Here is a 24,760-nt window from a genome sequence, read left to right as displayed (position 1 = left end):
GATGATGATTCCGTCATTATGGGCAGCGGGCGGCCTTGGCGGACCGCCGTGGCTAGCCCCGGAACGGCCGCGGCACTTGCACGCGGGGCGTCGTTGCAGCCTGCGCGCCGGTGCCCTCGCCGGCTGCCGTGCGCTCCGGGCGTGTTAGGCATGAGTGAGCTCAAGGAGCGGGCACCCGTCCACGCAGGGTTTCATACTCCGACTCGTTTCCGGGTTCCGTCGCTAACCCCGGATGTACCCGCCGGCGCCGCAGCCCTGTCATCCCAGCCCATCGCATTTCCAGACTTCCGGCCCGCCAGATTCGGCCTTGCGAGAACGCCTGCACGTGAAGGCATCCGTTGGGCAAGCCATTACAGGAACCTGCTCGCGGCCGCAGACGCGCTGGTGATCGTCGCCGTCATGGCCGCCGCTCACATCACACGCTTCGGGTTGAGCACCGTGAATTTGGTGGAAGTGGGCACCTTCACAGTCAGTTATCTGCAAATCACCGTGATCATCGCTACCGCCTGGATGCTTGCGCTGGGTCTTTGTAAGAGCCGGGATTCCCGGATCGTTGGAATCGGTGTCGACGAGTACAGGCGCGTGCTCAGCGCCAGCGCCATGCTGCTGGGCCTCATTGCGCTGGCTTGCTTCGTCCTCGATATCAAAATAGCGCGCGGATTCTTCGCCCTAGCCCTGCCGGCGGGCTTAACAGGGCTGATAGCGGCTCGCTGGAGCCTGCGTCGGTGGTTGTCCAGGCAGCGCGTTCACGGCCACTACCTCTCGCGCGTGATCGTCCTGGGCCGGCCGAACGACGTCCGCTACGTCGTTGGCCAGATAGAAAAGAACTCCGGTGCCGCCTACCGGGTGGTGGGTGTCGCGCTCGCCGGACGGCACGGTCCGGCCGCCTTTACACAGGGCGGCAAGACTTTCGCGGTGGTGGGCGACGAACGGACCGTCGTCGAAGCCGTAGCGTCCGTGGACGCCGACGCCGTCGTCGTGGCCGGCTCAATGAAGGGGGGCGGCCGCTACATCCAAAGGCTGGGGTGGAAGCTGGAACAGTCTTCAACGCAGCTGATCCTCACCACCGGGCTGACCAATGTCGCCGGCCCGCGGATTCATTCCCGGCCCGTCGAGGGGCTTCCTCTTATGCACGTCGAATTGCCGCAATACTCCGGCGTCAAGCACGCCTTGAAACGGTTGTTGGACGTCACTCTGGCTCTTAGCGCCCTGGTGGCACTCATCCCGGTCTTCCTCGCCCTCGGAGCATTGATCAAGCGTGACAGTCCGGGCCCTGTGATCTTCAGGCAGGAGCGGGTCGGCCGCGGTGGCGAGAAGTTCAACATGCTTAAATTCCGGTCCATGGTCGAAACCGCCGAGGCCGACCTCGCCGGGCTCCTGGAACACAATGAGGGTGCGGGCGTGCTCTTCAAGATGCAGAACGATCCGCGGGTCACCAAGGTGGGCCGGTGGATGCGGAAGTACTCCCTGGATGAATTGCCACAGTTCTGGAACGTCGTTAAGGGCGACATGAGCCTGGTGGGTCCACGTCCGCCGCTGCAGTGCGAGGTGGACAAATATCAGCGCAAGGTCCTCCGCCGGTTGTACATCAAACCGGGGCTTACGGGCATGTGGCAAATCAACGGCAGGTCCGAACTGAATTGGCGCGACAGTGTCCGCCTTGATTTGTACTACGTCGAAAACTGGTCGCTGGTCGGCGACCTGATCATCCTCTGGCGCACAGCAAAAATGCTGTTGAAACCGGTCGGGGCTTACTAACCGGTCGAGGGTTTCTAAATTCGAAGGTCACTGTTCTACGGACGGGAAAGGCAAAGCAATGACCGCACTTGTTACGGGAGCCGGTGGGCTTTCGGAAGGTTCGAGCGAGGTTCAATCAGGCGTGGAGGCACCCGGAATCGGCACCCACCAACCTCCGGTAATTGAGCTGGCCGAGGCGCCCGGGGCGGGGGAGGCATGGGACCGGCCGCGGGCAGTGGTGTACGCGTGGCGGATCTGTGAACTCATATTCGTCAGCAACCCGTGGCAGGTGAGCTCGCGACTGAGAGTGGCCGCGCTGCGTGCGTTCGGTTCGGAGATTGGAATGGGCGTGACCTTCCGGCCCCGTACTCGGGTCGCATTTCCGTGGAAGCTACACATCGGGTCCGGATGCTGGATCGGCGAAGGAGTGTGGTTCCACAACCAAGATCACGTCATCATCGGCTCTAACGTGGTGGTTTCCCAGGAATGCTTCATCACCACGGGCAGTCACCGGGCCCGCACCGATATGGGTCTGGTAACAAAGCCCGTGCGCATCGACGACGGCGCTTGGGTCACCTCGCGTTGTCTGGTCCTCGGCGGGGCCCACATCGGCCGGTCAGCCCTCGTGGAGCCGCTGACCGTCGTCCGGGGCGCCGTTCCCGCAAACGCTGTTTTTGGCGGGGCCGGCGCACCCTATGTGATTAAGGAGCGATTCCGTGACGGCGACGTTGCAGACCCCATACCGCGCTCTAGGACGTAGCCATGGAGGCCAGGGCCGAAGTGATTATGGCGTACATCCTTACGGCCATGTACTGATGGCCGGCATCGGTAGGGTGGACGCCGTCGGCGCCGATGAGCTTTGCGTCGGCGCCGAAGAACCAGCCATCGCTCAGCGGGCTGACGAAGTCGGCGCCGGCGGCAGACGCTGCACCGGACATCGCTTTCGTGTTACTCGTGATGGACTCGGGTACGTTCTCGTCGACCCATGCCGGCCCCACCACGACCAGTTTCGCGTGTGGCGCTCGCTCGCGGATCTTCCCGTAGAGGTCCTTCGCGGCCGCCGCCATGGTTACGGGGTCCTGTTTGCCGTCGTTCCGGCTGCCGAAGACCAGGACCAGGTCCGCCGAGGAGCGCAGCCTGGACGTAGTTGCTTCGGCGAACGTCGCCTTGCCTGGCCCGCGGCTGATATAGCCGGCACCAGGTACGGCGACGACGTTCATGTCAACCGGCGAACCCTCCTGATAGAAACGCGACCCGACCACCTTGGTCCAGTTCGCTGCTCCGTAGCCGCCCTGGTCGGAGCCGCCGACGTAAGAGTCGCCGATGATGTCGATATTTGGCACGCTTGGCCGGCTTGCCTGGGACGATGCGGACGGCAGAACCGCTGCCGGCCTTACCCCGGCGTCCCGCGGGGTCAGCGCCAGCACCGCAATGATGACGGCTGCCGCGGCCAACAGGCCAAGGCCAAGTACTTTCCCATGACCGGCACGGAAGGATGATCTGTTCGGTGTTTCGCGCTTCAGAAAATCCATGCGCAAAGACTATCTGCAATTCACTCGTAGGGGGCATCGAATGAACAAGGTCCCGGAACCCGTTCTGCTTATGAAGGAAGAAACTGGCACCGGGACCGCCACGTGGTCCGCGGCGGTTCTGCCGAGTACCTCGCGCCAGGGTCAATCTACGCGGGCCAGAACTGAAGTGCGGGGCGAGATACAACCGCCGGCCCAGCTCCGGCCGGCCCTCTCGATTTTGGCCTTTCTGGGCTTCGCCGTTGCCATCCCCGTGATCCTCCGGGTGACGGCGGAGGCCCGCTACACCGAGACGGACTTCCTCCTCCGGTACTTGGTTGTCCTGTATGCGGCCACCCATATAAGCGTCATCGTGTGGAGGAAGCCCGTCATACCGGTAGCCGGCGTCTTCTGGATGTTCGTGTACATCTGCATGGGCGTTGTCCCTCTCGCTCAGTTGTCAACGGGAGCGTCCACCATGCTGGCTTTTCAAGTCGACGATGCGACGCTGCACGCCACGACTGCCCTCACCTTGCTCGGCTGCGTCAGCTTCGACCTTGCGTACAACCTGCGGCTCTTCCGGAACCTGGGCCGGTCCGCTCCCCTCCGCACACTGCGCAGCATGGCAACCTTGCGGGCCTTTGCTGCGGTCGCGATTCTTGGCGGGCTTATCTACGTCGCTCAGATTGGGGGACTCGGCGTGTTCTTCGCCAGTCGACAGGAGGCCGGCCAGGCACTCGATCAGCTAAGCCCGGACAGCGGGCAGGCGGTCCGAGCAATCATTTCCGCTTTCGGCTCCGTCACCTGCCTGGTGGCACTGATCTTTTATCTGCACGTCCTGCGGTTGATGCGCGATTCCTTGAATCTCCTGGACCCCTGCCTGCTGGTTGTCCTGGTTGGGATGAATGTTGTCGTCAACAACCCGATTTCCAACTCTCGGTATTGGGCATTGGCTGTGCTATTCGGTTTGATCATGCCGCTGATACGGTTCCGAAAAACTTGGTTCAACGTCGCGATTATCGGCGGAATTGTGGCGGCGATTGTAGTTTTTCCGCTGAGTGATATCACGCGCAGGAGAGCCGGGGCCGGTTTCATGGTTCAAGCAGACTCGGTGTGGCGGATGATTTCAACGAAGGACTACGACCAGTTCAGTATGTTGGCCAACACACTTGGCTTCACCGCTGATGAGGGCTTTGCGTGGGGATACCAGTTCCTGGGACCGCTCCTGTTCTGGGTGCCGCGTGTCATCTGGCCCACGAAACCACTGGACAGCGGGGTCGAGGTCGGGCAATGGATGAGCAGTGCCAACGTCAACCTTTCTTCCCCCCTGTGGGCCGAGGCCTGGATCAACTTCGGGGCTGTCGGCGTCGTCGTGACATTGGCGCTGCTGGGCCTCGTAAGCAGGAAATTTGATTCAGGCTTCAGGGCGTCGGAGTGGTCACCGAACGAGGTGGGCTACCTCGGAGTCTCCGTCCTCGCCGGGTACATGTTCATCCTGCTGCGCGGCTCCCTCCTGCAATCAATGGGCCGGCTTATGATCCTTGCCCTATCCATCGCGTGCCTGACGGCGGCGGTCAATCGAAAGTCAAGGTTGAGAAAATGAGCACTGCCAAGTATGGACACCCGGGGAGCAAAGCGCCCAACTTCGCCCAATCCTTCAGCGAGCTGCGGCTGGCGCAGAAGGGCAAGAAAGGCGTCCCGCTCTACAGCCTGTATATCAACAGGCCCGCGGGCCGTGTTCTGGCTGCTGCACTCCGCAACAGCGCGATTACACCCAACCAAGTCACGATTACTGGTGCCGTCCTCACTTACGGAGCCCTACTGTGGCTGGCATTCGGCGCCCCGGCCGATGCAGGGTCTGCTGCTGTGGGGTTGGTTCTCGCGGTCGGCTTTGTTCTTGATTCCGCCGATGGGCAGCTGGCAAGGCTCCAAGGCCGCAGTTCTAGATTGGGTGAGTGGCTGGACCACGTGCTGGACAGTGGGAGAATCGTTGTTTTGCACGGCTCCGTCTTCTGCTTTTTACTGCGAACCAGCACTCTGCCGGTCCTGCCGGTAGCAGCCCTGTGCGGGGTATTCCTTTTGGCCAGCTCCACGATCTTTTTCGCCGGCTCACTTTTCGACCAACTGATCCGGAACGCAGCAACCGCGCCATCCACTGGAAGTCACGGCGCCGCGGCCTCCCTGAAACGATCCGTACTGATGTTGCCGGTCGATTACGGCAGCACGTGCCTCTTGCTGGTGACGGTCCCATGGGGAGCGTTTTTCCTGCCAGGCTATGCGGCACTGGCACTCCTGCATTGCCTGTTCGGCGCAGCTTACGTAACGAAATGCTTCCGTGCTTTAGCGAGGATGGGCTGAATGGCGAGGCTCGGACGATACGTCGCAATTGGTGATCAGGCGGTCTCCAGCATCTCGAACTTCGCCGCCGTGGCGGTTGTGGCACACGTTGCGACGGTTGACCAGTTCGGGCAGTTCTCCCTGGCGTACGCGGGTTTGCTCCTCTTCCTCGGATCTCAGCGTGCTTTCATCGGCGAGACGCTGCTGGTCAAGCACTCCGGCACGGGAAGCCTAGCTGTTGCGTCCCGCAAGGGTGCCATGGGAGCGAGCGTGCTGGTGGGCGCGATGGGAGTGCCCCTATTTCTTGCCGGTGGTGCCGTCGCGGAGGAACCTTCCCGCCTCCTCTGGTTCGTGATCGCCGGGAGCCTGCCGCTGGTGCTCCTCCAGGACGTACTCAGATATCTGTTCATTTGCGAGGGCCGTGCGTGGGCGGCCCTGCTCGTGGACGCTGTGTGGGCGGTCGTGGCACTGGGATCTATGGTGGTTGTGGTGTCGAGCAGCCGGACCGTCTGGGCGGTCGTGTTCTGCTGGGGTGCGGGCGCCGGCGCAGCGCTTGCCTTGGGACTCATCTTTTGCAGGGTGTTGCCCGCGCCCCGCAGCGGCTGGCGCTGGCTGCGTACGAACCGCCAACCCGGGCTGCGCTACCTCGGTGAATTTTCAGCCTTGAACGCTTCAGCCCTAGCCGTACTGTACTTCCTGGCGCTGCCCCTCGGCGCCGCCGGCGTGGGCGCGCTGCGTGCCGCCCAGTTGCTGTTCTCCCCGCTCAACACCGCATTTTCCGCGATCCGTACGGCCGTCATCCCCGAATTGGTCCGTACCAGGGGAACCCCCACCTTCCGCAAGCGGATCACCGAGACGGCTGCCGTCGTGGCAGGCCTGGCCGTAGCCTGGGGCGCGGCCGTCATGCTCCTGCCCTCCTCGGTGGGGACCCTCGTGCTCGGCACAACGTGGGAATCAGCGGCAGAACTGCGGTTGCCCTATCTGGCGCAATACCTCGCCATGGTTCCGTATACGGTTTTGCTCGCCTATTACCGGTCGGTCCAAGCGGACAAGCAATCCACTCTCATGCGAGCGACTCTAGCCTCGCTGACACTTGTCCTGCCGCTTAGCCTCGCGTATGTGAGCGGCACAGTGGCCTCGGCCTGGGCATTCACTCTTGCGGTGTCGGTCGCCACAGTTGCTGCCGCCGTCGCCACCGGCGTGTCGCTGTCCCGGGCCAGGACGGAGTCCGGGCGCCAGCCGGAGACGATCGAGGCGGAACTGCGGTCCGCCGCGGACGCGAGATAGGGCGTGCCCCGCACAGCTAGGCATGACCGCGAAAGAGAACCGAGGTCCGGACTAGCCGACGGACAGGTTCCGGAAATGCACTGGAACGGGCGCCGGGTAGTTTTTGCAGAGACTGAAGTAGCCGCCTCGGTATTTGTGGTCCATCGCCAACCCGGACCAGCCGCTGCCGTCCTGCCTCGAAAACCGGATGGACGACGGCGAGACTTCGATCGCGAAACGCATCCACTCCCCGGGGCGCACGGGTGCCGTCATGATGGTTTGCAAGCGGGTGCCAGCGGCATCGCCCGGATCGCGCCGGTGCAGGATGAGCTCCCCCGTAGGTCGAATTATCAGGTGGTAACCGCCAACGGGGGCCGGAACTAGGACTCGATAGGGAGCGTCGTTCTCTTGACCGAAGGCCAGGCCCGCGTGGAGCAACTCCGGCGGGAGCTCGTGCGGCCAGCACATCTCGAAGGAGAGTGTATGGATTTCGGACGCGATGGGGGCCATCGAGCCGGGCCGGTAACTGCAGTTTTGGCTCTGGCCCAGCACCAACGATGCGGACGCTGCGTCGATCAACGGCTGAACGCCCCAACCCTGGTCAGTTGTCCAAGGAAGGTCGCCGGCCGCCCGGGTGCCCGTGGCGAAGCGGTCTCTTGTGTCGGCTGCCTTAGAGGACATGACATAAGGGATGTTGGAGCACATAAAGCCTTGAACCCCGAGGGCGGCGACGCGGTCACGGACGGCGCGGGTGTGGACTTCCCAGCAGATGACGGGCTTACCGTATCCAACGACGTGGCCAATCGTCGCGTAATCCGTCGTATGCGGGACGCCCAGATAGTCAAAGCTTGAAGCCAGTTCGCCCAGCCGCGGCAGGGCGTCGGGCATGAAATATCCCCACGTCTTATATCCCCGTCTGGCGGCGGCCCCCACTTGAAGGGCAGGCGCTGCTTGTTTCCACACAAAGTGATCCGTGGAGGCTGGATAGCTGTCCATCAGGTCAAGCAGCGCCGCGGTGTTAGTGCCCTGCTTGTCTTCGATGAAAATTACATGCGAGGCAGCATAGCGGTCGAGAACCTCCGCTAACTTTGGAATGGGCTGCAGTGCGGTCGCTGGACCAAGCCAAGCGCGTGCGTCGACCCTAAGACTGCTCAGCTCCGCATAGCTCAGCTCTGCGATTTGGTTGTCGTGACCAGTGGACCTCAAAGTGTCTTTGTCATGGTGACAGACGAGCACCCCGTCGCGCGTCGAATTCACCGAGACCTCAAGCGCAGGAACACCGAGTTTTATCGATTCTGAGTAGCCTTGCATCGTGTGTTCGGGCCAGTTATCTCCCGAGCCGCGGTGAGCCACAAGGAAATGCTCTTCCCTAAAAAGGCTCGTGATTGTGTGAGTTGGAACGGTTTTCGTCGCGGGTGGTGCCGCAGAACTACAGCCGGTAAGAAGAAGCCCCGATGCTCCGAGGATGATGGCCTGGCGGCGTGAGAGGAATTCTGATGTCGTCGAAGCGTCCGCGGGGCTCGCCCGTTGCTTTCTGAAAGTGCTAGAAAAATACATTCTAAGCCTCTAACGGCTTGCCATCTTCGGGGGTTCCGCCCAGCAAATTCAAAGTCTGTCGAAGTATGGTACTGGAGGTGTGCATCGTGTACGGAAAGTACACCACCTCGACTCCGACGGCGCGCATTCCCGCCTCAAGACGGTTGCCCTTTTCGGTTCCACGCCAGTCGTCACCTTTGAAGAAGACGTGGAAGCCATAGGCACGCCAGGCATCGACTTTATCGCTGTACTCGTCCACGACAGCCTCGTCGACGAACCGGATATTCCGCACGATCTCGAGACGTTCATGGAGGGGTATGACGGGGTTCTTGTTTTTCTGGCGCTTGGATGCCTCGGCGGACGCGACTCCGGCAATCAAATAGTCACAGTGCTGCCTGGCATGCTTCAAAAGATTTAGGTGACCGATATGAAACAGGTCGTAGATCCCCGATGCGTAGCCGATACGAACGGTCATGGCGAACTCGATTCTTTACTGATGCCGAATTGTGAGCTAGGCACCATCCAAACGTCGAGGCGCTGGACTGGTCCCCCCGAATCCATACTGACGGTACCGCGAGTTTGCGAAAAGCAATTCCGGGAGAAACGGGTGGACCCACCGCAAAAGCAAGTAGTGGCGTCAGCAAGACAAGTAGGGCCGTCCGAAAGGCTAGTAGGAACGACGCTTCCTGCCGTTGGGCTTTGCTGATTGGATCTTTCTAGCTTCAGCACCGAAGTTATGCTTACGTACGGGGGAACTCTATGCGTCACAAAATTCCAGCAGTACTGGCCGGAATCGCTCTTGCCGTTGCGCCGTTAGTGGCAACGACCATTCCTGCCCAAGCTTTATCCCCGGGAGTGGCCTTCTCCGCCAACGACCTCCCCACCTGGCAAACTAACGGCATTCCCTGGGCTTTGGCGCAGTCAAACGGAGTTGTTTACGCCGGCGGTACCTTCACCCAAATCCGGCCACCCGGTGCTGCCGCCGGCAGCGCCGAATCGAGGAGCGCCGTAAACTTCGCTGCCTTTGATGCGTACACCGGGAATCCGACCTCATGCGCGCTGTCCGTCACTGGCGGCGCCGCCACCGTGAGGGCCCTGGCCGTCACACCTGACGGAAGCCGCCTCTACGTAGGCGGCCTCTTCGGCACGATCAACGGCGTCAATGTGACCCGCATCGCGGCCATCAAGCTCCCCGGCTGCACGGTGGACACGACGTTCCGACCCGCCGTGGTGTCCTCTTATGTGAGGACCATCGCGGCCACAAATTCCGCCGTCTATTTCGGCGGAGACTTCCAAAGCGTGGGTGCCGAAGCCCGCAGCCGTTTCGCAGCCGTGGACCGCAATGGGGCGTTGTTGCCCTGGGCTCCGGCTGTCAATGCGCCGGGCCGGGCACTCAGCGTCCCCGAAGGCCGCGACGTCGCCGTGATCGGTGGTGATTTCGCCACGGTCAACGGCGTCGCTTCGCAGGCGCTCGCGGTCGTGGATGCCACCACAGGCGCGAACGTGAAGACCTATGGCAGCAATTTCATCCCTGCCACCTCAGTCACGATGACCATTGTCAACGATGGGCAAAACTTCTACATCGGCAATGAGGGGACCGGCGGCGGTGTCTTTGACGGTCGGGCAAGGTTCAGCCTGACGGACTACAACCAGGTGTGGCGGGACACGTGCCTTGGGGCCACCCAGGCGGTGGACGTCTATCAGGGAGTCCTCTACGCGGGACATCACCAGCATGACTGCAGCAGCATGAATGAGATGGCCGATGGTTCGCGGCAACACCTTACCGCCCAAAGCATCGACAACCCGGCGCCGCAGCTCGGCTGGAGCCCTGACACCAATGATGGGATCGGCGAACCCGTAGGCCCTCGAGCGCTGGTTCACACCACCAAGGGCTCTGACGACGTATTGTGGGTTTCGGGCGGCTTCACCACCACCAACGGCAAGGCCCAGCAGGGCCTAGCGCGGTTCGGTCCCGGCCCCGGAACAGCAGCACCCTCGGCACCGACCAATGTCAGCGCCGAGAGCCTCAGAACGGGCGAAAACCAGGTCAGGTGGCGGACCAGCCGCGACAACGACGATTCCGAACTGACGTACAACATTTTCCGGAACGGTTCGGCCACCGCGCTGGCCACCGTCAAGGCGAGCTCGCTATGGTGGTCCACCGGCCAGGCGTCCTACACGGACAAAACGGCCGTGCCAGGTCAGCGCTACACTTATCGCGTTCAGGCCACCGACGGCACAAACTTCGGGCCCCTCTCAGCCTCCGTGGCCGTAACTACTGCCACGGCCAACGCTGCCTACCCGGCGGCGGTCCTTGGGGCCGGGGCCAGCACCTACTGGCGGCTGGACAACCCCGGCCCGACCGTGGGCGCTGACAGCTCGCCCGGGAACAACCTGGAACTGAGCTACGGCGGACCGGGCTTCGCCGGCGATACCGGTGCCATTCCCACTGACCCCAGCCGGTCGACGTCGTTCAATGGCACGAGTGCTTTTGCTTATGGGCAGAACCGCGGACAGGCACCCAACGTCTACAGCGCAGAAGTTTGGTTCAAGACAAACACGACCAGCGGCGGAAAGATCTTCGGTTTCGGCAATGGGCAGCCGAACAGGCTCGGAACCAACGCCGGGCTCAGCGGAAACTACGACCGCCAGCTCTACATGACCGACGCTGGGACTTTGATCTTCGGTGTGTATGTCAACGGGGCACGGACGATCTCGACGCTTACCCCCTATAACGACAATGCGTGGCATCACGCAGTAGGAACGCAAGGGAGCGACGGCCTCCGGCTCTACGTTGACGGAACGCTGATCGGCGTGCTGCCGACTCAGACGACGGCTCAATCATACTGGGGGTCGTGGAAGCTGGGCGGGGACGAGATGAACGGTTGGCCGTTGCGCCCCACCAGCAACTACTTTGCCGGTTCCCTCGATGAATTCGCCGTCTATCCGACCGCACTCTCAGCCAGTCAAGTCAGTGAACACTACTCGATTGGTACGGCGCCCGCTCCGGAGACGCAGCCGCCGGCGCCGGTTGCCGGAGTTGCTACCGCCGTCAACGGCGGAGATGTGAAAATCTCCTGGAACGCGTCCAGCGACAATGTTGGCGTTACCGGGTACGAGGTCCACAGGTCTGCGGTAAGCGGATTTACACCGGGCGCCGCGACCCGCGTCTCCACCGTCGACGGGAGTATCCTCACCTGGACGGATCCGGCCCGTCCTGCCGGCACCTCCTACTACCAGGTTCTCGCCACCGATGCAGCCGGCAACGTCAGCGGCCCGTCCAACGAAGCCGCAGCCACGGTGGCCCCGAAGCCCCAGGGCGTCACACTCACATTGGCTCCTACCGCGGATACCTACGTCAATGCCGGCGCTCCGAATACCGCCTTTGGCTCCAGCTCTGCCCTGGCCACGAGGGGGTCTCTCGCCTACATCACCTACATGAGGTTTAACGCGTCGGGGCGGGTCCCGGCGGGCCAGCACCTGGTGTCGGCGTCGTTGCGGTTCACCACCACCGGTGACTCATTCGCCGGTTCGACCGATCCGCAACAGATTGTAGCGATGGCCGGTGACTGGTCGGAGGCGACGAGTACGTACAACAACCGTCCGCAAACCAACGGCGCCGTGCTTGGGGCGTTTGCCGGTCCCACCGCGCCGAACTCAACGTATGCGATAAATCTCGACGCGGCTGCGATCTCGGCGGCCTTGGCGGGCGATATCAACTTTTCGTTGCAGGGCAGTGGAACCGACAACATGTGGTTCTTCTCGCGGGAAGCCGCAGCAGCGAGGCAGCCAGCGCTGGTCTTGACCTTCGAGCCTAACGCCTAGACAAGAACCGCTCTCGAAAGAAAACACCCCATGAATAAAGGTCTCTCACGGGCGATGGGAACGATGCTTCTGGTGGCTGCGGTCTTCGCAGCCACCGGTTGCACCTCTCCAGGAAGCCCACACGTCATTTTTTCATCCACGGCGGCCTCTGCCGCTGGACCGTCATCACCGCCTGAGCCACTGGGCCCTTCAGTGTCAACGCAGTCGTCGGGAGCGACGGCGTCGAGCGCACCAACCGACTCTCCAACGACTGCTTCCGATGCCCAGGCCCAGCAGCCGCAGCCGGCACCGGAACCCACCTTTGCCCCGCCTGAACAGAACTACCTCGCCTCGCGGGTCCCCGAGGGCACCGACCCTAACTCCGTGCTTCAAGCCGGCCAGGAAGTATGTGCCCGGCTTGAGGCGGCGAAGGCGGTTGATCCGAATGCTGTCGTGTCCCAGTTGATCCAGAAAGACGACGCCGACAGTGCCGCAGCCGTAGCGGATCTTTGCCCCGGGCTCAAGCCCGAGCTCGAGGCGGCCGGGCGCGGCTTCACCGACGGTGAATACGGCATTGGTGAAGCCGCTCCAAAGGCAGCCAAGGGCACCATCTCTTCGGGCACGTACCAGGCGTGGAATCCTTCCAGTACGTGTCAGCTGACCGCCTTTGACGCGGCCGGAAAAGCGCTGGCACAATCCAACGGCAAGTCCGCTGTCACCATTCCGCCCGGCACGGCCAGCGTGGCATCGGTCGGCTGTTACACCTGGCTGGCGGCATGAAAGCGCACCGATTCCTAGTAACCGCAGCGACCGTGACAGCGGGAAGGACCGACAATGGACGTCCGTGAACAACTGCTCGTACTTCGACGCAGCTGGCTTCTGATCGCAGTCATGGCGCTGATGGGAACGATCGTGGCAGGAACGGCATCCCTGCTGACGCCAACGTACTATACGGCGTCCACCAGCCTTTTCGTCTCCACGCAGAATTCGGAAACCTCGGCAGAACTGCAGCAGGGGAGCGTCTTCGCGCTGGCTCGCGTGCAGTCGTACGTTGACGTCACGTCGAAACCCGCAGTTCTCCAGCCAGTCATCGACAAGCTTAATCTCGGCACGACACCGGATGCGCTGGCCGCCAAGATCAAAGTGTCAACCACGCGCAATACGGTGATCATCGACGTCGAAGCCCGGGACAGATCCGCCCAACGGAGCGCCGAGATTGCTAACGCGGTGGCCGCGAGCCTGATCACGACCGTCGCGGACCTGGAACGGCCGACGAACGGGACCCCGGCCCCGATCCGGCTCAGCCTCGTGGATCACGCCACGACGCCGACCGAACCATCCAGTCCGAACGTGAAGCTCGATCTGGCGCTGGGCCTCTTCTGCGGACTCGGGGCCGGAATCGCGGCGGCCGTGCTTCGGCACGTCCTGGACCGCAACATCAGGACGGAATCAGACTTGCGCAAGATGACCGATCTTCCACTTCTGGCGGGGGTCGCTGAACAGGCTGCGGGACGTCAGTCCGGCACGGCTCCGTCCATATTGACAGGCGCGGGCGCCGAAGCCTTCCGCAAACTCCGCACAAACCTGCAGTTCGCCGGCGTGAACCGGCCGTTGCGTTCAATCGTTGTGACCTCGGCGTCGGCCGACGAGGGAAAGAGCACGGTGGCGCTGAACCTAGCTGTCGCAGTCGCCCAAGGGGGCCAAAAAGTGATCTTAGTGGACGCCGACCTGCGGCTGCCCTCGGTCGCCGCCGCCACCGGAATCGAGGGCGGGGTGGGCCTAACTACCGTGCTCGTCGGAGCTTCAAGTCTTGACGACAGCATTCAATACTGGTCCGACGACGGGTTGGCGCTCCTCGCCTCCGGGCCGCTGCCCCCCAACCCCAGCGAACTGCTCGGGTCAACTGCCATGGTCCGGCTTCTGGAGGAGCTGCAGACCAAGTTTGATCTGATCATCATCGACACGCCGCCGATTCTTCCGGTCGCGGATGCCAGCGTGCTGACCAGGAGCACGGATAGCGTGCTGCTGGTGGTGGGGACGAAGAAAGTGAGCCAGCACAGCGTGGCCAAGGCCATCGATCAACTCAATTTTGTTGACGCCCGCATCCTGGGCGTCGTCCAAAACCGGATCCCGCGTCGAGGCCCGGACGCCAGCGCCGCGTACGTGGCCGGATACGGCGCCCCGCTCCCGGGCGACATTCGGCCAGTGGCGAAGCGCGACGACGCCGCGCCCCTCCGGCCCGCCCACGCCGACCGCGGCGAGGTGGTCGGGCTGAAAGCGTGACAACCTGCGCCCCGGAACTCTTCGTAAGTCAGGCCACGCAGCAACGAGTGCGGTACTTTTGATCCTGTGCTGATCTCAGACCGCGACATTCGTACCGAAATCACTTCCCAACGGATCGTGCTCGAGCCGTTCGACCCCGCCATGGTGCAGCCCTCGTCGGTGGACGTGCGGATCGACCGGTACTTCCGGCTCTTCGACAACCACAAGTACGCGCACATTGACCCCGCGCAGGATCAGCCGGAGCTTACCCGCCTGGTGGAGGTCGACGCCGACGAGCCCTTCATCCTGCATCCCGGCGAGTTCGTGCTCGGCTCCACCTATGAAACCGTCACCCTGCCCGAGGACATCGCGGCGCGGCTGGAAGGCAAGTCCTCGCTGGGCCGGCTGGGGCTGCTGACGCACTCGACGGCGGGATTCATCGACCCAGGCTTCTCCGGCCACGTGACGCTGGAACTGTCCAACATGGCGACCCTCCCGATCAAGCTGTGGCCTGGCATGAAGATCGGCCAGTTGTGCTTCTTCCGGCTGAGCTCGGCGGCAGAACACCCGTACGGGTCCGGCGAGTACGGAAACCGTTACCAGGGTCAGCGCGGCCCGACGGCCAGCCGCAGCCACCTGAACTTCCACCGCACCAACGTGTAACCGCCCGCGGCGTGCGGCTCCCGCTACCCGGCGGGGCGGAGCGGGGTGGCCGACCGCCGGGCGGGCCGGCGCAGCAATTGTACGACCGGCTCCACGAACCGGGCTGCCAGCGGACCGACCACGGCCATGATCAGCACGTAGGCGGTGGCCAGGGCCGCAAGGTCGCGGGAGACGGCGCCGGAGGCCACGGCGAGCCCCGCGATCACGATGCTGAATTCACCGCGGGCGATCAGGGCGGCGCCGGCCCGGAACCGGCCGGGTACCGCAATGCCGGCCCGCTTTGCCGCCCAGACCCCCGTGATCATCTTGGTGGCTGCCGTCAGCACGGCCAGGCACAGTGCCCAGCCCAGGACCGGCGGAATCGTCGTCGGATCCGTGTTGAGGCCGAAGACGACGAAAAAGATCGCCGCGAAAAGGTCCCGCAGCGGTTCCAGGATCCGGGTGGCGTTGTGCGCGGTGGCTCCGGAGATCGCAATCCCGAGCATGAACGCGCCTACCGCAGCGGAAACCTGCATGGCGGCGGCCAGTCCCGCGACCAGCAGCGCAGCACCCAGAAGATTGAGCAGGAATACCTCGGAATTTTCACTGTGGACGGCTTTGGAGACGTGGTGGCCGTGCCGTAACGCGACCACCAGCACCAGCGTGACGACGGCCAGGGAGATTCCGACGGTCTGCAGTCCCACCAGGAGGCTGACGCCGGCAAGCGTGGCCGTCAGGACCGGCAGGTAGACGGCCATGGCGAGGTCCTCGAAGACGAGGATGGACAGAATCACCGGCGTCTCGCGGTTGCCGATCCGCCCCAGGTCGGTGATCACCTTTGCCGCGATGCCGGACGAGGAGATATACGTGACGCCGCCCATCACCATCGCTCCCACCACGCCCCAGCCCAGCAGCAACGCCAGGCCGGCGCCCGGAAGGAAGTTCAACACCAGGTCGAGCACCCCGGCCTGCCACGAGCGCCGCAACCCGGTCACAAGTTCCGACGCCGTATATTCCAAGCCGAGCATAAGCAGGAGCAGGATGACGCCGATCTCGCTGGAGAGGTGCGCGAAATCCTGCATCCCTTCGAGCTTGACCATGCCGCCGGCGCCGAAGAACAGGCCGCCGATGAGATACAGGGGAATGGGGGACATGCCGATCCGCCCGGCCAGCCTGGCCAGCAGGCCCAGGCAGAACACGACGGCCCCCAGTTCGATGAGGGTCAGGGCGAGCGGATCCATACCGCTTATCCGTTGCGCAGGATGCCGGCGGCCGTATCCAGGCCTTCCTGCGTGCCCACAGCCACCAGCAGGTCACCGGCGTGCAGGACGACGTCCGGCCCCGGCGACGGAAGCACCTCGCCCTCACGCATGATCGCCACGATCGAGGCGCCGCTCCGCGTCCGGATGCAAGCCTTGCCCATGGGCTGGTTCTGGAACGGCGAGTCCGCGGCGATCGAGAACTGCCGGGTGACGATCCCGGGGACCTCCCGGTGTGCTTCGGAGAGCTGCATGGCCAGTCGCTGGCCGCCGAGCAGGTTGCCCAGCGCAGCCGCCTCGTCGGCGGTCAGTGGAATGGACGCCTGGCAGGTGTCCGGATCGTCCCAGGTGGAGACGATCAGCTCGGTCTGGCCCTCGCGGTACTCGACGACGCCGATCCGGCGGCCGGAGGCGGTCATGAAGTCCTTGCGCCGGCCGAGGCCGGGCAGGTCTGTTTCATCCACGTTCATGGCTTCAGCCTAGTGCGCCGGTGCGGTATCCGGTGTGGTTCAGGCGTCCGGCACGACCGCGATTTCCGTCTCCCCCGGCGGCTTGACCGGAAGCAGGACCAGCAGGCCGGCCAGCAGGACCGCCATGATGCCGACGATGCCCCAGCGCTGGGCCTCCCCGGGGGCGACGAACGGGGTGGCGATGGTGATGCAGAGCGTAAACAGGGCCGGTGCCAGGAAGCTGACCGCGCGGCCGGTGGTGGCGTACAGGCCGAACAGTTCGCCGGACTCGCCGTGCGGGGCGAGCCGGGCGAGGAAGGCCCGGGATGAGGACTGCGCCGGCCCCACGAACAGGCACAGGAACAGGCCGAACACCCAGAACGTCGTGGCTCCGGACCAGTCCATGCCAAGGACGGAATATCTTCCGTTGCCCAGGGCCAGGAGGCTGCAGCCGGCGATGAGCAGGCCGACCAGTGATCCGATGATGACGGCCTTGGGACCCAGCCGGTCATCCAGGAACCCGCCGGCGAGAGCCCCGGCCGCGGCCACGATGTTGCCGAAGATCGCGAAGAAGATCACTTCTTTCAGTTCGAAGCCGAAGGTGCCTGCGGCGATGATGCCGCCGAACGTGAACACCGCGGCGAGACCGTCGCGGAAGACGGCACTGGCGAGGAGGAAGAAGATGGTGTGCGGGCTGGTCCGGTAGATGGCGCGGATCCGGCGGATCAGCAGGGCGTACGAGGCGACCAACCCGAGCGCCGGCCGCTTGGCCCTCGGCACTTCGGGAACGGCGAACATGACCGGGATGGCGAAGACCAGGAACCAGAGCGCCGAGAACACTGCCACGAGTCGGATGTTCAGGCCGTCCTCGGTGGAGGCGCCAAACCAGTGGACGCTGGGCTGCACAAAAAGCTGCAGCACGATCAGCAGCGCCACGATGCCGCCCAGGTAGCCGGCTGCCCAGCCGAAACCGCTCACTTTGCCGATGTTCGCAGGCGTGGAAATTTGGGCCAGCATGGCGTTGTAATTGACCCCGGCGAATTCGAAGAAGACGTTCCCCAGCGCGATCAGCGTCACGCCGAGGAGCAGAAACTCCGGGCGCGGGAAGACGAAGAAGCAGAGGCCGGTCAGGAGCGCTACGGCGGCCGTGTTGACGCCGAGCCAGAGCTTGCGCCGGCCTCCGCTGTCTGAGCGCTGCCCCGTGACGGGGGCCAGGAGGGCGATCGCAGCGCCGCCGATGGCCAGGGCGGAACCCAGGACGGCGGAGGCTTCGTCTTCGCCGCCGAAAGCCTTGGACGTCAGGTACACGGTAAAGACGAACGTGGTCATCACGGCATTGAAGGCGGCGGAGCCCCAGTCCCAAGCAGCCCAAGCGATGACCCGGCCCTTGTTGGCGATGGGGCTGCCGGACTCAAGCTCCGAAACCGGACCCGTGGCCTCGGAGGCTGTGGCGGAATTCATAGCCTGATAGTAACCGCCAGCCGGGCCGCCGAGGGCGAAGGAACTGGGCGCTCTTGGTAAACTGGCGGCACCGAACCTAACCTTTGCCCCGCCTGCTCTAACTTTTGACCTCGAATTCCTGACGTTGCGGAGATACCAGTGATTACAGTCCTTGCCGTGCACTTTGCGGTGGCTGCCCTGGCGCCCCTGCTTTTCCGCAGATTCGGCAGGAACGCGTTCTTTGCCCTCGCCGCAGTGCCCGCGGGATCGTTCGTGTGGCTGGCCTTCCAGCACGGCGCGGTGTACTCCGGTGCCGGTTCCGTTGACCTGGTGGTCCCGTGGATCCCGGACCTTCGCCTGGAGCTGGCCTTCAGGATGGATGCGCTGGCCTGGGTCATGTCGCTGCTGATCCTGGGCGTCGGCGCGCTGGTGCTGGTGTACTGCGCCCGGTATTTCAAGGACACGGACAGCTATCTTGGCGGCTTCGGCGCCCAGCTGCTGGCGTTCGCCGGAGCGATGTTCGGGCTGGTCACCGCCGACGACCTGCTCCTGATGTTCATTTTCTGGGAACTGACAACAGTGCTGTCCTACCTGTTGATCGGCTACGCCCGCACCAGGCTCTCGGCCCGGCGCTCGGCGTTGCAGGCCCTGATCGTCACGACGGCCGGCGGCCTCGCCATGCTGGTCGGGCTGATCATGCTGGGCTCGGCCGCCGGAACCAACCGGATTTCCGCAATCATGGAGCAGGCGCCGGCGCTGGTGGCCGGCCCCGGCGCGGACCTGGTGGCGGCCGCCGTCGTGCTCATCCTGGTAGGCGCGATCACCAAGTCGGCGCTGGTCCCCTTCCACTTCTGGCTGCCCGGCGCGATGGCCGCGCCGACGCCGGTCAGTGCCTACCTGCACGCGGCCGCCATGGTGAAGGCCGGTATCTACATCGTCGCGCGGCTTGCGCCGGGGTTCGCGGAGACGACCTTCTGGTTGCCGGTGGTGCTGGGCCTTGGCCTGGCCACCATGCTGGTGGGCGGATACCGGGCCCTGCGCCAGACCGACATCAAGCTGATCCTCGCCTATGGCACGGTCAGTCAGCTGGGTTTCCTGACCATGGTGGTGGGACTCGGCACGCCCGACGCGGCGCTCGCCGGCCTGGCCATGCTGCTGGCGCACGGACTCTTCAAAGCCACGCTGTTCCTCGTGGTGGGCATCATCGACCACCAGGCCGGAACCCGCGACATCCGCAAGCTCTCCGGCGTCTACCAGTCCTCCCGGGCCCTGGCCGTGGTGGCCGCCATCGGGGCGGCATCGATGGCCGGGGTGCCCCCGTTGGCCGGCTTCGTGGCGAAGGAGTCCGTGCTCGAGGCGTTCGTGCACCATGCCGGCGCGGGTGCCTGGGGGCCGGTCATCCTGGTGGGCGTTGTGCTCGGCTCCATCCTGACCTTCGCCTACAGCGCGCGTTTCATGTGGGGCGCCTTCGCGGTGAAACCCGGCGTCCCCGCCACGCCCTTCAAGGCAGTCAACCCCGCCTTCCTGGCCGCCCCCGCCGTGCTGGCCCTGCTGACCATTCTTTCCGGGCTGTGGCCGGCGCCGGCCGACGCCTGGATCCAGCCTTACGCGGCGCTGTTCGCCGGCGGGGCCGCCGCGGGAGCATCCGGCGAAGCCGGGCACCTGGCCCTGTGGCACGGCTTCACCCCTGCGCTGGGCCTGACGGCGGTCACCTTCGCCGTAGGCCTGGCCATGTTCTACGGCCGCAACGCCGTCTCCCGGGTCCAGGCCCTGGTGCCGGGCTGGGTCGACGGTGACCGGGCCTACCAGCTGGCCATCGGCGCCCTCGACGACGCCGCCGTGTGGGTCACCGGCCGCACCCAGCGCGGCTCGCTCTTCTTCTACCTGGCCGTGATCCTGAGTGTCGCGTTCGTCCTGCCGCTCACCGCCCTGTTGCTGGCCAACAAGCCGTTGCCCGGCGGACTGTATTTCCTGGACCCCGGCTCGCCGCTGCAACCCGTGGTCGGGGCCGCGACCGTCATTGGGGCGCTGGCAGCGGTGCGCGCCAACAAACGCTTCCTGGCGGTGCTGATGGTCTCGGTCACCGGCTACGGCATTGCGCTGATGTTCGCGCTCCAGGGCGCCCCGGATCTGGCGCTGACCCAGATGCTGGTGGAGACCATCATCCTGGTGGCCTTTGTCCTGGGCATGCGCAGCCTGCCCGCCGAGCTGCGGGACCGCACCGGTGGCAAGTACCGGGTGATCCGGGTGATTATCGGGGCGGCGTTCGGCATCACCATGATCTTCGTCGCGATTCATGCCCTGGGCGCCCGGGTGGCGGCTCCGGTCTCGCTCCAGTTCCCGCAGCTGGCCTACGAGGGCGGTGGCGGACGAAACATCGTGAACGTCACCCTGGTGGACATCCGTGCCTGGGACACCTTCGGTGAAATCTCGGTCCTGGCGCTCGCCGCCACCGGTGTCGCGAGCCTGATCTTTGTCCGCGGCCGCGGCGACCGGATCCGGCCGTCGTCGTCCGTGCCGGAGGGCATCGTGGGCCGGCGGCCCGCCGTGAGCGCGCATACGCGTGACCGGGCCGAGCTGGCGATGAGCCGCCGGTTCGCGGCCTCCACCCGGGACGCCTGGCTGGTCGCCGGGCGCACCCTCGCGCCGGAGCGCCGGTCGATCATCTTCGAAGTCGTGGCCCGGCTGATCTTCCACTCGATGATCGTCTTCTCCGTATACCTGCTGCTCGCCGGCCACAACCTTCCCGGCGGTGGCTTCGCCGGCGGCCTGCTGGCAGGCCTGGCGCTCGCGGTCCGCTACCTCGCCGGCGGCCGCTTCGAGCTCCGCGAAGCAACCCCGGTGAGCGCCGGCGCGCTGCTGGGGATCGGACTGGCGACCGCGGCAGCCTCCGGGTTGGTCCCGCTGCTGCTGGGCGGACAGGTCTTCCAAACCGCCGTGATCGAACTGTGGCTGCCGGTTTTCGGGGACATCAAGTTCGTCACGTCCACCATCTTTGACATCGGCGTCTACATCGTCGTCGTCGGCCTGGCCCTGGACGTGCTGCGCAGCCTCGGCGCGGAAATCGACGAAAACTTCGAGCAGCAGTCCGGGGCCGGGGAAGCGGAGCCGTCCGACGAGCTGGACGCCGACGGCGTGCCGGCCGAATCTACCGCCGGGGGGAACCCATGAGCGTCAATCTGACCTTGCTGACGGTCATGGGAGCCCTGTATGCGTGCGGCATCTACCTGCTCCTTGAACGCAGCCTCACCCGGGTCCTGCTCGGCCTGATGCTGCTGACCAATGCCACCAACCTGCTGATCCTCACGACCGGCGGCTACGCCGGCCTCGCCCCGCTGTTCAACAAGGACACCGCGGCCGGGGACTACAGCGACCCGTTGCCGCAGGCGCTGATCCTGACCTCGATCGTGATCTCCTTCGCCGTCACGGCCTTCATGCTCGGCATCATCTACCGCACCTGGGTGCTGGCCCGGCAGGACGAAATCCAGGACGACGCCGAGGACCGCCGCGTCGCCGAGACGCCCAGCTTCGACGCGGAAGACGACGCGGTCATCCCGGTGGAAACCTCCGAGTTTCCGCTGGTCCCCGGCGACCCCCCGGACACCGTCCCGGCCGGCACCGTCCTGGCCGCAGAGGCCGAAGAACAGCCAGGCTCCCGCAAACCCGCTCCCCGCCCGGAAGGAGGGTCCGAGTGAACATCGCCAGCTTTGCCCCGCTCGCCGTCGTCCTCCCCATCCTGGGTGCCGCCCTGGCCTTCCTGCTGATCCGGCACTCCCGGGCCCAGCGGACCGTCAGCATCTCGGTCCTCTCGCTGACCCTGCTGCTGGAATGCTGGTTGCTGGTGTCCGTCTGGGACGGGGGGACGGCGGCAGTTAACATCGGCGGCTGGATTCCGCCCTGGGGCATCGTGATGGTGGTGGACCAGTTTTCCTCGCTGATGCTCGTGGTGTCCTCGGTGGTCAGCCTCGCCGTGCTGATTTACGCCTCCGGCCAAGGCATGGCCGACGGCGACAGCGACGCCCCCGTGTCGATCTTCCACCCCACCTACCTGATCCTCGTGGCCGGGGTCTCCAACGCCTTCCTCTCCGGCGACCTCTTCAACCTGTACGTGGGCTTCGAGATCCTGCTCACCGCCAGCTACGTGCTCATGACCCTGGGCGGGACCGGGCCCCGGGTCCGCGCCGGCGTCACCTACGTGGTGGTCTCCGTGGTGTCCTCGGTGCTGTTCCTGCTCGCCATCGCCATGATCTACGGTGCCACCGGGACCATCAACATGGCGGACCTGGCGATCAAGCTGGCCGGGCTGGACGAGGGCACCCGCAACCTGCTGCACGTGCTGCTGCTGGTGGCCTTCGGGATCAAGGCCGCCGTCTTCCCGCTGAGTTTCTGGCTCCCCGACTCGTACCCGACGGCGCCCGCGCCGGTGACCGCCGTGTTCGCCGGGCTGCTCACCAAGGTGGGCGTCTACGCGATCGTCCGCACCGAGACCTTGCTGTTCCCCGGCGACTCCTTCAACACCCCGCTGATGGTCGCGGCGCTGTTGACGATGATCGTGGGAATATTGGGCGCGCTCGCGCAGAGCGACATCAAACGACTGCTCTCCTTCACCCTGGTCAGCCACATCGGTTACATGATCTTCGGGCTGGCGATGTCGTCCGTGGCGGGGCTGGGTGCCGCGGTGTTCTACGTGGTGCACCACATCACGATCCAGACGTCCCTGTTCCTCGTGACCGGACTGATCGAGCGGCGGGCCGGCAGCTCGTCGATTGACCGGATCGCCGGGCTCGCCAAGCTCTCTCCGGTGCTGGGGGTCCTGTTCTTCGTGCCGGCCATGAACCTGGCCGGCATCCCGCCGTTCTCCGGGTTCCTCGGCAAACTCGGCCTGCTGCAGGCCGGCGTGGCGCTCGGAACACCGCTGGCCTACGCCCTCGTGGCCGGCGGGGTGCTGACCAGCCTGCTGACCCTCCTCGCGATTGCCCGGGTCTGGAACCGCGCCTTCTGGCGGAAGCCGGAGGACGCCGAGCACCCGGATCCGGTGCTGCTCGCCGCCCCCGCCGATGCCGCCACCGGCGACCGGGCAGGGCAGCGGAACGTGAACCTGCTGCCGCGGACGATGGTGGGCTCCACGCTCGCCCTGGTGCTGTTCGGGGTGGGCCTGACAATCTTCGCGGGTCCCCTCTTCCGGGTCTCGGGGCAGTCCGCCGAGGAAATGCTGGGCCGGTCCTCGTACATCCAGGCGGTGCTCGGCGACGAGGCGCCGGTGCCCGTGATCGCCCAGCCCGTACCGCAGGAGGGAAAGAGATGAGCCGCAAGCGGATCTCGCTGCGCCAGGAACTGCCCCTGCTGGTCTGGCTCGTCATCGTCTGGGGCGCCCTCTGGCAGGACTTCAGCGCCGGAAACCTGCTCTTCGGTGCGCTGATCGCGGTACTGGTGGCGCGGCTCTTCTACCTTCCGCCGGTGGAACTGAGCGGCCGGTTCAACGTCGTGCGGGCGGCCGGCTTTGCCGGGATGTTCCTGGTGAAGGTCGTGGCGGCCAGTTTCCAGGTCCTCTACCTTGCCGTGGTCCGCGGGCCGCGGGTGATCAGCGCCGTCGTCGCGGTTCCGCTCCGAAGCCATTCGGACCTGCTGGTGACCGCCACCGGCCATGTGATCTCCCTGATCCCGGGGTCCCTGGTGGTGGAGGTGGACCGCAGCTCCTCCACGCTCTACATCCACGGGATCAATATCCGCGACGCCGGGGATGCCGCAAAGCTGCGGCAGGAAGTCCGGGACACCGAAGCCGGCCTGATCCGGGTCATGGGCAGCCGGGCCGAACTGTCAGCTCTCCAGCAGGAGGTCGGCACATGATGCCGCTGGTCCTGACCATTAGCGCCGTCGTACTCTCACTCGCCGCCGGCGGCGCGATCATCCGGATTGCCCGCGGTCCGTCGCTGCTGGACCGGGTGCTCGCCGCCGACGTGCTGCTCGCCATCCTCGGAGCGGCGCTGTGCATCGACATGGCCGTGAACCGGAACCTGAACAACCTGATGCTGCTGGTGGCCATCTCGCTGATCGGCTTCGTCGGTTCGGTGACCGTCGCCCGCTTCGTGGCCGACCGGAGGAGGCACCCCCATGAGTCCTGACGCACTTTCCGTCGACGCCGTCATTGACACGGTCTCTGCGGTGTTCATGGTTGTGGGGGCCCTGATGTCACTGGGCGCAGCCATTGGTCTCCTGCGGTTCCCGGACCTGATGAGCCGGATGCACGCCGCGACCAAACCGCAGGTGCTTGGACTGTTCCTGCTGCTCTGCGCCCTTGGGCTGCAGCTGCGCACCTGGTGGGTCTGGCCGGTGCTGGTGGTGGCGTGGATCTTCCAGCTGCTCACCGTGCCGGTTTCGGCCCATATGGTGGGCAGGGCCGGCTACCGCACCAAGCACCTGCACCCGGAACTGCTCAGCGCCGACGAGCTCGAAGCCGTGGTGCAGCAGGCAGCCGGTGAACGCGGCTTCACCGACGACGGGCGCGGGCCGGGCACCTGAG

21 protein-coding genes are annotated in these 24,760 nt (G+C 64.9%); 15 read left to right on the top strand and 6 right to left on the bottom strand.

Annotation, left to right across the window (positions count from 1 at the left end; translation table 11 throughout):
- Positions 1-150: 150 nt before the first annotated feature.
- Positions 151-1,758 (top strand): sugar transferase, encoded by a 1,608-nt coding sequence (locus AC3ANP_RS04115; protein ID WP_488332968.1) that lies wholly within the window; start codon positions 151-153, stop codon positions 1,756-1,758.
- A 58-nt stretch (positions 1,759-1,816) separates the two neighbouring features.
- Positions 1,817-2,497, top strand: coding sequence for an LbetaH domain-containing protein (locus tag AC3ANP_RS04110; RefSeq protein ID WP_488332086.1), 681 nt, complete (start codon positions 1,817-1,819; stop codon positions 2,495-2,497).
- On the opposite strand, the gene AC3ANP_RS04105 is transcribed toward AC3ANP_RS04110, so the two are convergent.
- A complete protein-coding gene (locus tag AC3ANP_RS04105; protein WP_488332085.1) occupies positions 2,487-3,269 on the bottom strand; it encodes an SGNH/GDSL hydrolase family protein in 783 nt (260 codons plus the stop codon). The two genes, AC3ANP_RS04110 and AC3ANP_RS04105, sit on opposite strands and share 11 nt — an antisense overlap.
- Before the next feature lie 40 nt (positions 3,270-3,309).
- Between AC3ANP_RS04105 and AC3ANP_RS04100 the strand changes: the two genes are divergently transcribed.
- Genes AC3ANP_RS04100 through AC3ANP_RS04090 form a run of 3 tightly spaced genes read left to right on the top strand, consistent with a single transcriptional unit; the run spans position 3,310 to position 6,869 of the window.
- Entirely contained in the window at positions 3,310-4,848 is a 1,539-nt protein-coding gene (locus tag AC3ANP_RS04100) for a hypothetical protein (protein ID WP_488332084.1), read from the top strand.
- Positions 4,845-5,603, top strand: coding sequence for a CDP-alcohol phosphatidyltransferase family protein (locus AC3ANP_RS04095; protein WP_488332083.1), 759 nt, complete (start codon positions 4,845-4,847; stop codon positions 5,601-5,603). The genes AC3ANP_RS04100 and AC3ANP_RS04095 overlap by 4 nt, the downstream gene beginning before the upstream one ends.
- On the top strand, positions 5,604-6,869 hold the full coding sequence (locus AC3ANP_RS04090; protein WP_488332082.1) for an MATE family efflux transporter: 1,266 nt from the start codon (positions 5,604-5,606) through the stop codon (positions 6,867-6,869). It begins immediately after the preceding gene.
- 51 nt (positions 6,870-6,920) lie between these two features.
- Here AC3ANP_RS04090 and AC3ANP_RS04085 read toward each other — a convergent pair whose 3' ends face one another.
- Positions 6,921-8,405 carry a glycerophosphodiester phosphodiesterase gene (locus tag AC3ANP_RS04085; RefSeq protein ID WP_488332081.1) on the bottom strand — a complete coding sequence of 495 codons (1,485 nt, stop codon included), beginning with the start codon at positions 8,403-8,405 and terminating at the stop codon, positions 6,921-6,923.
- 1 nt (position 8,406) lies between these two features.
- Positions 8,407-8,859 (bottom strand): FAD synthase family protein, encoded by a 453-nt coding sequence (locus tag AC3ANP_RS04080; protein ID WP_488332080.1) that lies wholly within the window; start codon positions 8,857-8,859, stop codon positions 8,407-8,409.
- A 284-nt stretch (positions 8,860-9,143) separates the two neighbouring features.
- Here AC3ANP_RS04080 and AC3ANP_RS04075 point away from each other — a divergent pair, with 284 nt between their 5' ends.
- The 4 genes from AC3ANP_RS04075 to dcd all read left to right on the top strand — a co-directional run bounded on the left by AC3ANP_RS04075 (position 9,144) and on the right by dcd (position 15,113).
- On the top strand, positions 9,144-12,209 hold the full coding sequence (locus AC3ANP_RS04075) for a CBM96 family carbohydrate-binding protein (protein ID WP_488332079.1): 3,066 nt from the start codon (positions 9,144-9,146) through the stop codon (positions 12,207-12,209).
- 192 nt (positions 12,210-12,401) lie between these two features.
- Positions 12,402-12,968: a hypothetical protein gene (locus tag AC3ANP_RS04070; protein WP_488332078.1), complete on the top strand. Its 567-nt coding sequence runs from the start codon at positions 12,402-12,404 to the stop codon at positions 12,966-12,968.
- A gap of 54 nt (positions 12,969-13,022) precedes the next feature.
- Positions 13,023-14,471 (top strand): tyrosine-protein kinase domain-containing protein, encoded by a 1,449-nt coding sequence (locus AC3ANP_RS04065; RefSeq protein ID WP_488332077.1) that lies wholly within the window; start codon positions 13,023-13,025, stop codon positions 14,469-14,471.
- 66 nt (positions 14,472-14,537) lie between these two features.
- Positions 14,538-15,113, top strand: a complete 576-nt coding sequence (dcd, locus tag AC3ANP_RS04060; RefSeq protein ID WP_488332076.1) for a dCTP deaminase — start codon at positions 14,538-14,540, stop codon at positions 15,111-15,113.
- Positions 15,114-15,136: 23 nt separating this feature from the next.
- On the opposite strand, the gene AC3ANP_RS04055 is transcribed toward dcd, so the two are convergent.
- From AC3ANP_RS04055 to AC3ANP_RS04045, 3 genes are read right to left on the bottom strand one after another with little or no spacing between them, the layout of a single operon-like run.
- The gene (locus tag AC3ANP_RS04055) at positions 15,137-16,333 is read right to left on the bottom strand and encodes a cation:proton antiporter (protein ID WP_488332075.1); all 1,197 of its coding nucleotides are present in this window, start codon (positions 16,331-16,333) and stop codon (positions 15,137-15,139) included.
- Positions 16,334-16,338: 5 nt separating this feature from the next.
- The gene (locus AC3ANP_RS04050) at positions 16,339-16,821 is read right to left on the bottom strand and encodes a cation:proton antiporter regulatory subunit (RefSeq protein ID WP_488332074.1); all 483 of its coding nucleotides are present in this window, start codon (positions 16,819-16,821) and stop codon (positions 16,339-16,341) included.
- Positions 16,822-16,860: 39 nt separating this feature from the next.
- Entirely contained in the window at positions 16,861-18,261 is a 1,401-nt protein-coding gene (locus tag AC3ANP_RS04045) for an MFS transporter (protein WP_488332073.1), read from the bottom strand.
- A gap of 138 nt (positions 18,262-18,399) precedes the next feature.
- On the opposite strand from AC3ANP_RS04045, the gene AC3ANP_RS04040 reads away from it, so the two are divergent.
- Genes AC3ANP_RS04040 through mnhG form a run of 6 tightly spaced genes read left to right on the top strand, consistent with a single transcriptional unit; the run spans position 18,400 to position 24,759 of the window.
- Positions 18,400-21,411 carry a Na+/H+ antiporter subunit A gene (locus tag AC3ANP_RS04040; RefSeq protein WP_488332072.1) on the top strand — a complete coding sequence of 1,004 codons (3,012 nt, stop codon included), beginning with the start codon at positions 18,400-18,402 and terminating at the stop codon, positions 21,409-21,411.
- Positions 21,408-21,935 (top strand): Na(+)/H(+) antiporter subunit C, encoded by a 528-nt coding sequence (locus AC3ANP_RS04035; RefSeq protein WP_488332071.1) that lies wholly within the window; start codon positions 21,408-21,410, stop codon positions 21,933-21,935. Before AC3ANP_RS04040 ends, AC3ANP_RS04035 begins: the two co-directional genes overlap by 4 nt.
- Positions 21,932-23,545: a Na+/H+ antiporter subunit D gene (locus AC3ANP_RS04030; RefSeq protein ID WP_488332070.1), complete on the top strand. Its 1,614-nt coding sequence runs from the start codon at positions 21,932-21,934 to the stop codon at positions 23,543-23,545. The genes AC3ANP_RS04035 and AC3ANP_RS04030 overlap by 4 nt, the downstream gene beginning before the upstream one ends.
- Positions 23,542-24,087, top strand: coding sequence for a Na+/H+ antiporter subunit E (locus AC3ANP_RS04025; RefSeq protein ID WP_488332069.1), 546 nt, complete (start codon positions 23,542-23,544; stop codon positions 24,085-24,087). The genes AC3ANP_RS04030 and AC3ANP_RS04025 overlap by 4 nt, the downstream gene beginning before the upstream one ends.
- The gene (locus AC3ANP_RS04020) at positions 24,084-24,362 is read left to right on the top strand and encodes an MrpF/PhaF family protein (RefSeq protein ID WP_488332068.1); all 279 of its coding nucleotides are present in this window, start codon (positions 24,084-24,086) and stop codon (positions 24,360-24,362) included. Before AC3ANP_RS04025 ends, AC3ANP_RS04020 begins: the two co-directional genes overlap by 4 nt.
- Complete coding sequence (gene mnhG, locus AC3ANP_RS04015; protein ID WP_488332067.1) at positions 24,352-24,759, top strand: monovalent cation/H(+) antiporter subunit G; 408 nt, start codon at positions 24,352-24,354, stop codon at positions 24,757-24,759. The genes AC3ANP_RS04020 and mnhG overlap by 11 nt, the downstream gene beginning before the upstream one ends.
- Position 24,760: the final 1 nt, after the last annotated feature.

The sequence above is a fragment of the Arthrobacter sp. JB02-1C genome (assembly GCF_057748045.1).
The sequence above is the reverse complement of the archived record's forward strand: the minus strand, read 5'-3'. Positions and strand labels throughout refer to the sequence as shown.

Coding starts and splice junctions, on each gene's coding strand:
- AC3ANP_RS04045 (WP_488332073.1), bottom strand. CDS start 18,261: ATGAATTCCGCCACAGCCTCCGAGGCCACGGGTCCGGTTTCGGAGCTT.
- AC3ANP_RS04025 (WP_488332069.1), top strand. CDS start 23,542: ATGAGCCGCAAGCGGATCTCGCTGCGCCAGGAACTGCCCCTGCTGGTC.
- AC3ANP_RS04115 (WP_488332968.1), top strand. CDS start 151: ATGAGTGAGCTCAAGGAGCGGGCACCCGTCCACGCAGGGTTTCATACT.
- mnhG (WP_488332067.1), top strand. CDS start 24,352: ATGAGTCCTGACGCACTTTCCGTCGACGCCGTCATTGACACGGTCTCT.
- AC3ANP_RS04105 (WP_488332085.1), bottom strand. CDS start 3,269: ATGGATTTTCTGAAGCGCGAAACACCGAACAGATCATCCTTCCGTGCC.
- AC3ANP_RS04035 (WP_488332071.1), top strand. CDS start 21,408: ATGAGCGTCAATCTGACCTTGCTGACGGTCATGGGAGCCCTGTATGCG.
- AC3ANP_RS04095 (WP_488332083.1), top strand. CDS start 4,845: ATGAGCACTGCCAAGTATGGACACCCGGGGAGCAAAGCGCCCAACTTC.
- AC3ANP_RS04110 (WP_488332086.1), top strand. CDS start 1,817: ATGACCGCACTTGTTACGGGAGCCGGTGGGCTTTCGGAAGGTTCGAGC.
- AC3ANP_RS04100 (WP_488332084.1), top strand. CDS start 3,310: ATGAACAAGGTCCCGGAACCCGTTCTGCTTATGAAGGAAGAAACTGGC.
- AC3ANP_RS04065 (WP_488332077.1), top strand. CDS start 13,023: ATGGACGTCCGTGAACAACTGCTCGTACTTCGACGCAGCTGGCTTCTG.
- AC3ANP_RS04050 (WP_488332074.1), bottom strand. CDS start 16,821: ATGAACGTGGATGAAACAGACCTGCCCGGCCTCGGCCGGCGCAAGGAC.
- AC3ANP_RS04075 (WP_488332079.1), top strand. CDS start 9,144: ATGCGTCACAAAATTCCAGCAGTACTGGCCGGAATCGCTCTTGCCGTT.
- AC3ANP_RS04085 (WP_488332081.1), bottom strand. CDS start 8,405: ATGTATTTTTCTAGCACTTTCAGAAAGCAACGGGCGAGCCCCGCGGAC.
- AC3ANP_RS04080 (WP_488332080.1), bottom strand. CDS start 8,859: ATGACCGTTCGTATCGGCTACGCATCGGGGATCTACGACCTGTTTCAT.
- AC3ANP_RS04055 (WP_488332075.1), bottom strand. CDS start 16,333: ATGGATCCGCTCGCCCTGACCCTCATCGAACTGGGGGCCGTCGTGTTC.
- AC3ANP_RS04090 (WP_488332082.1), top strand. CDS start 5,604: ATGGCGAGGCTCGGACGATACGTCGCAATTGGTGATCAGGCGGTCTCC.
- AC3ANP_RS04020 (WP_488332068.1), top strand. CDS start 24,084: ATGATGCCGCTGGTCCTGACCATTAGCGCCGTCGTACTCTCACTCGCC.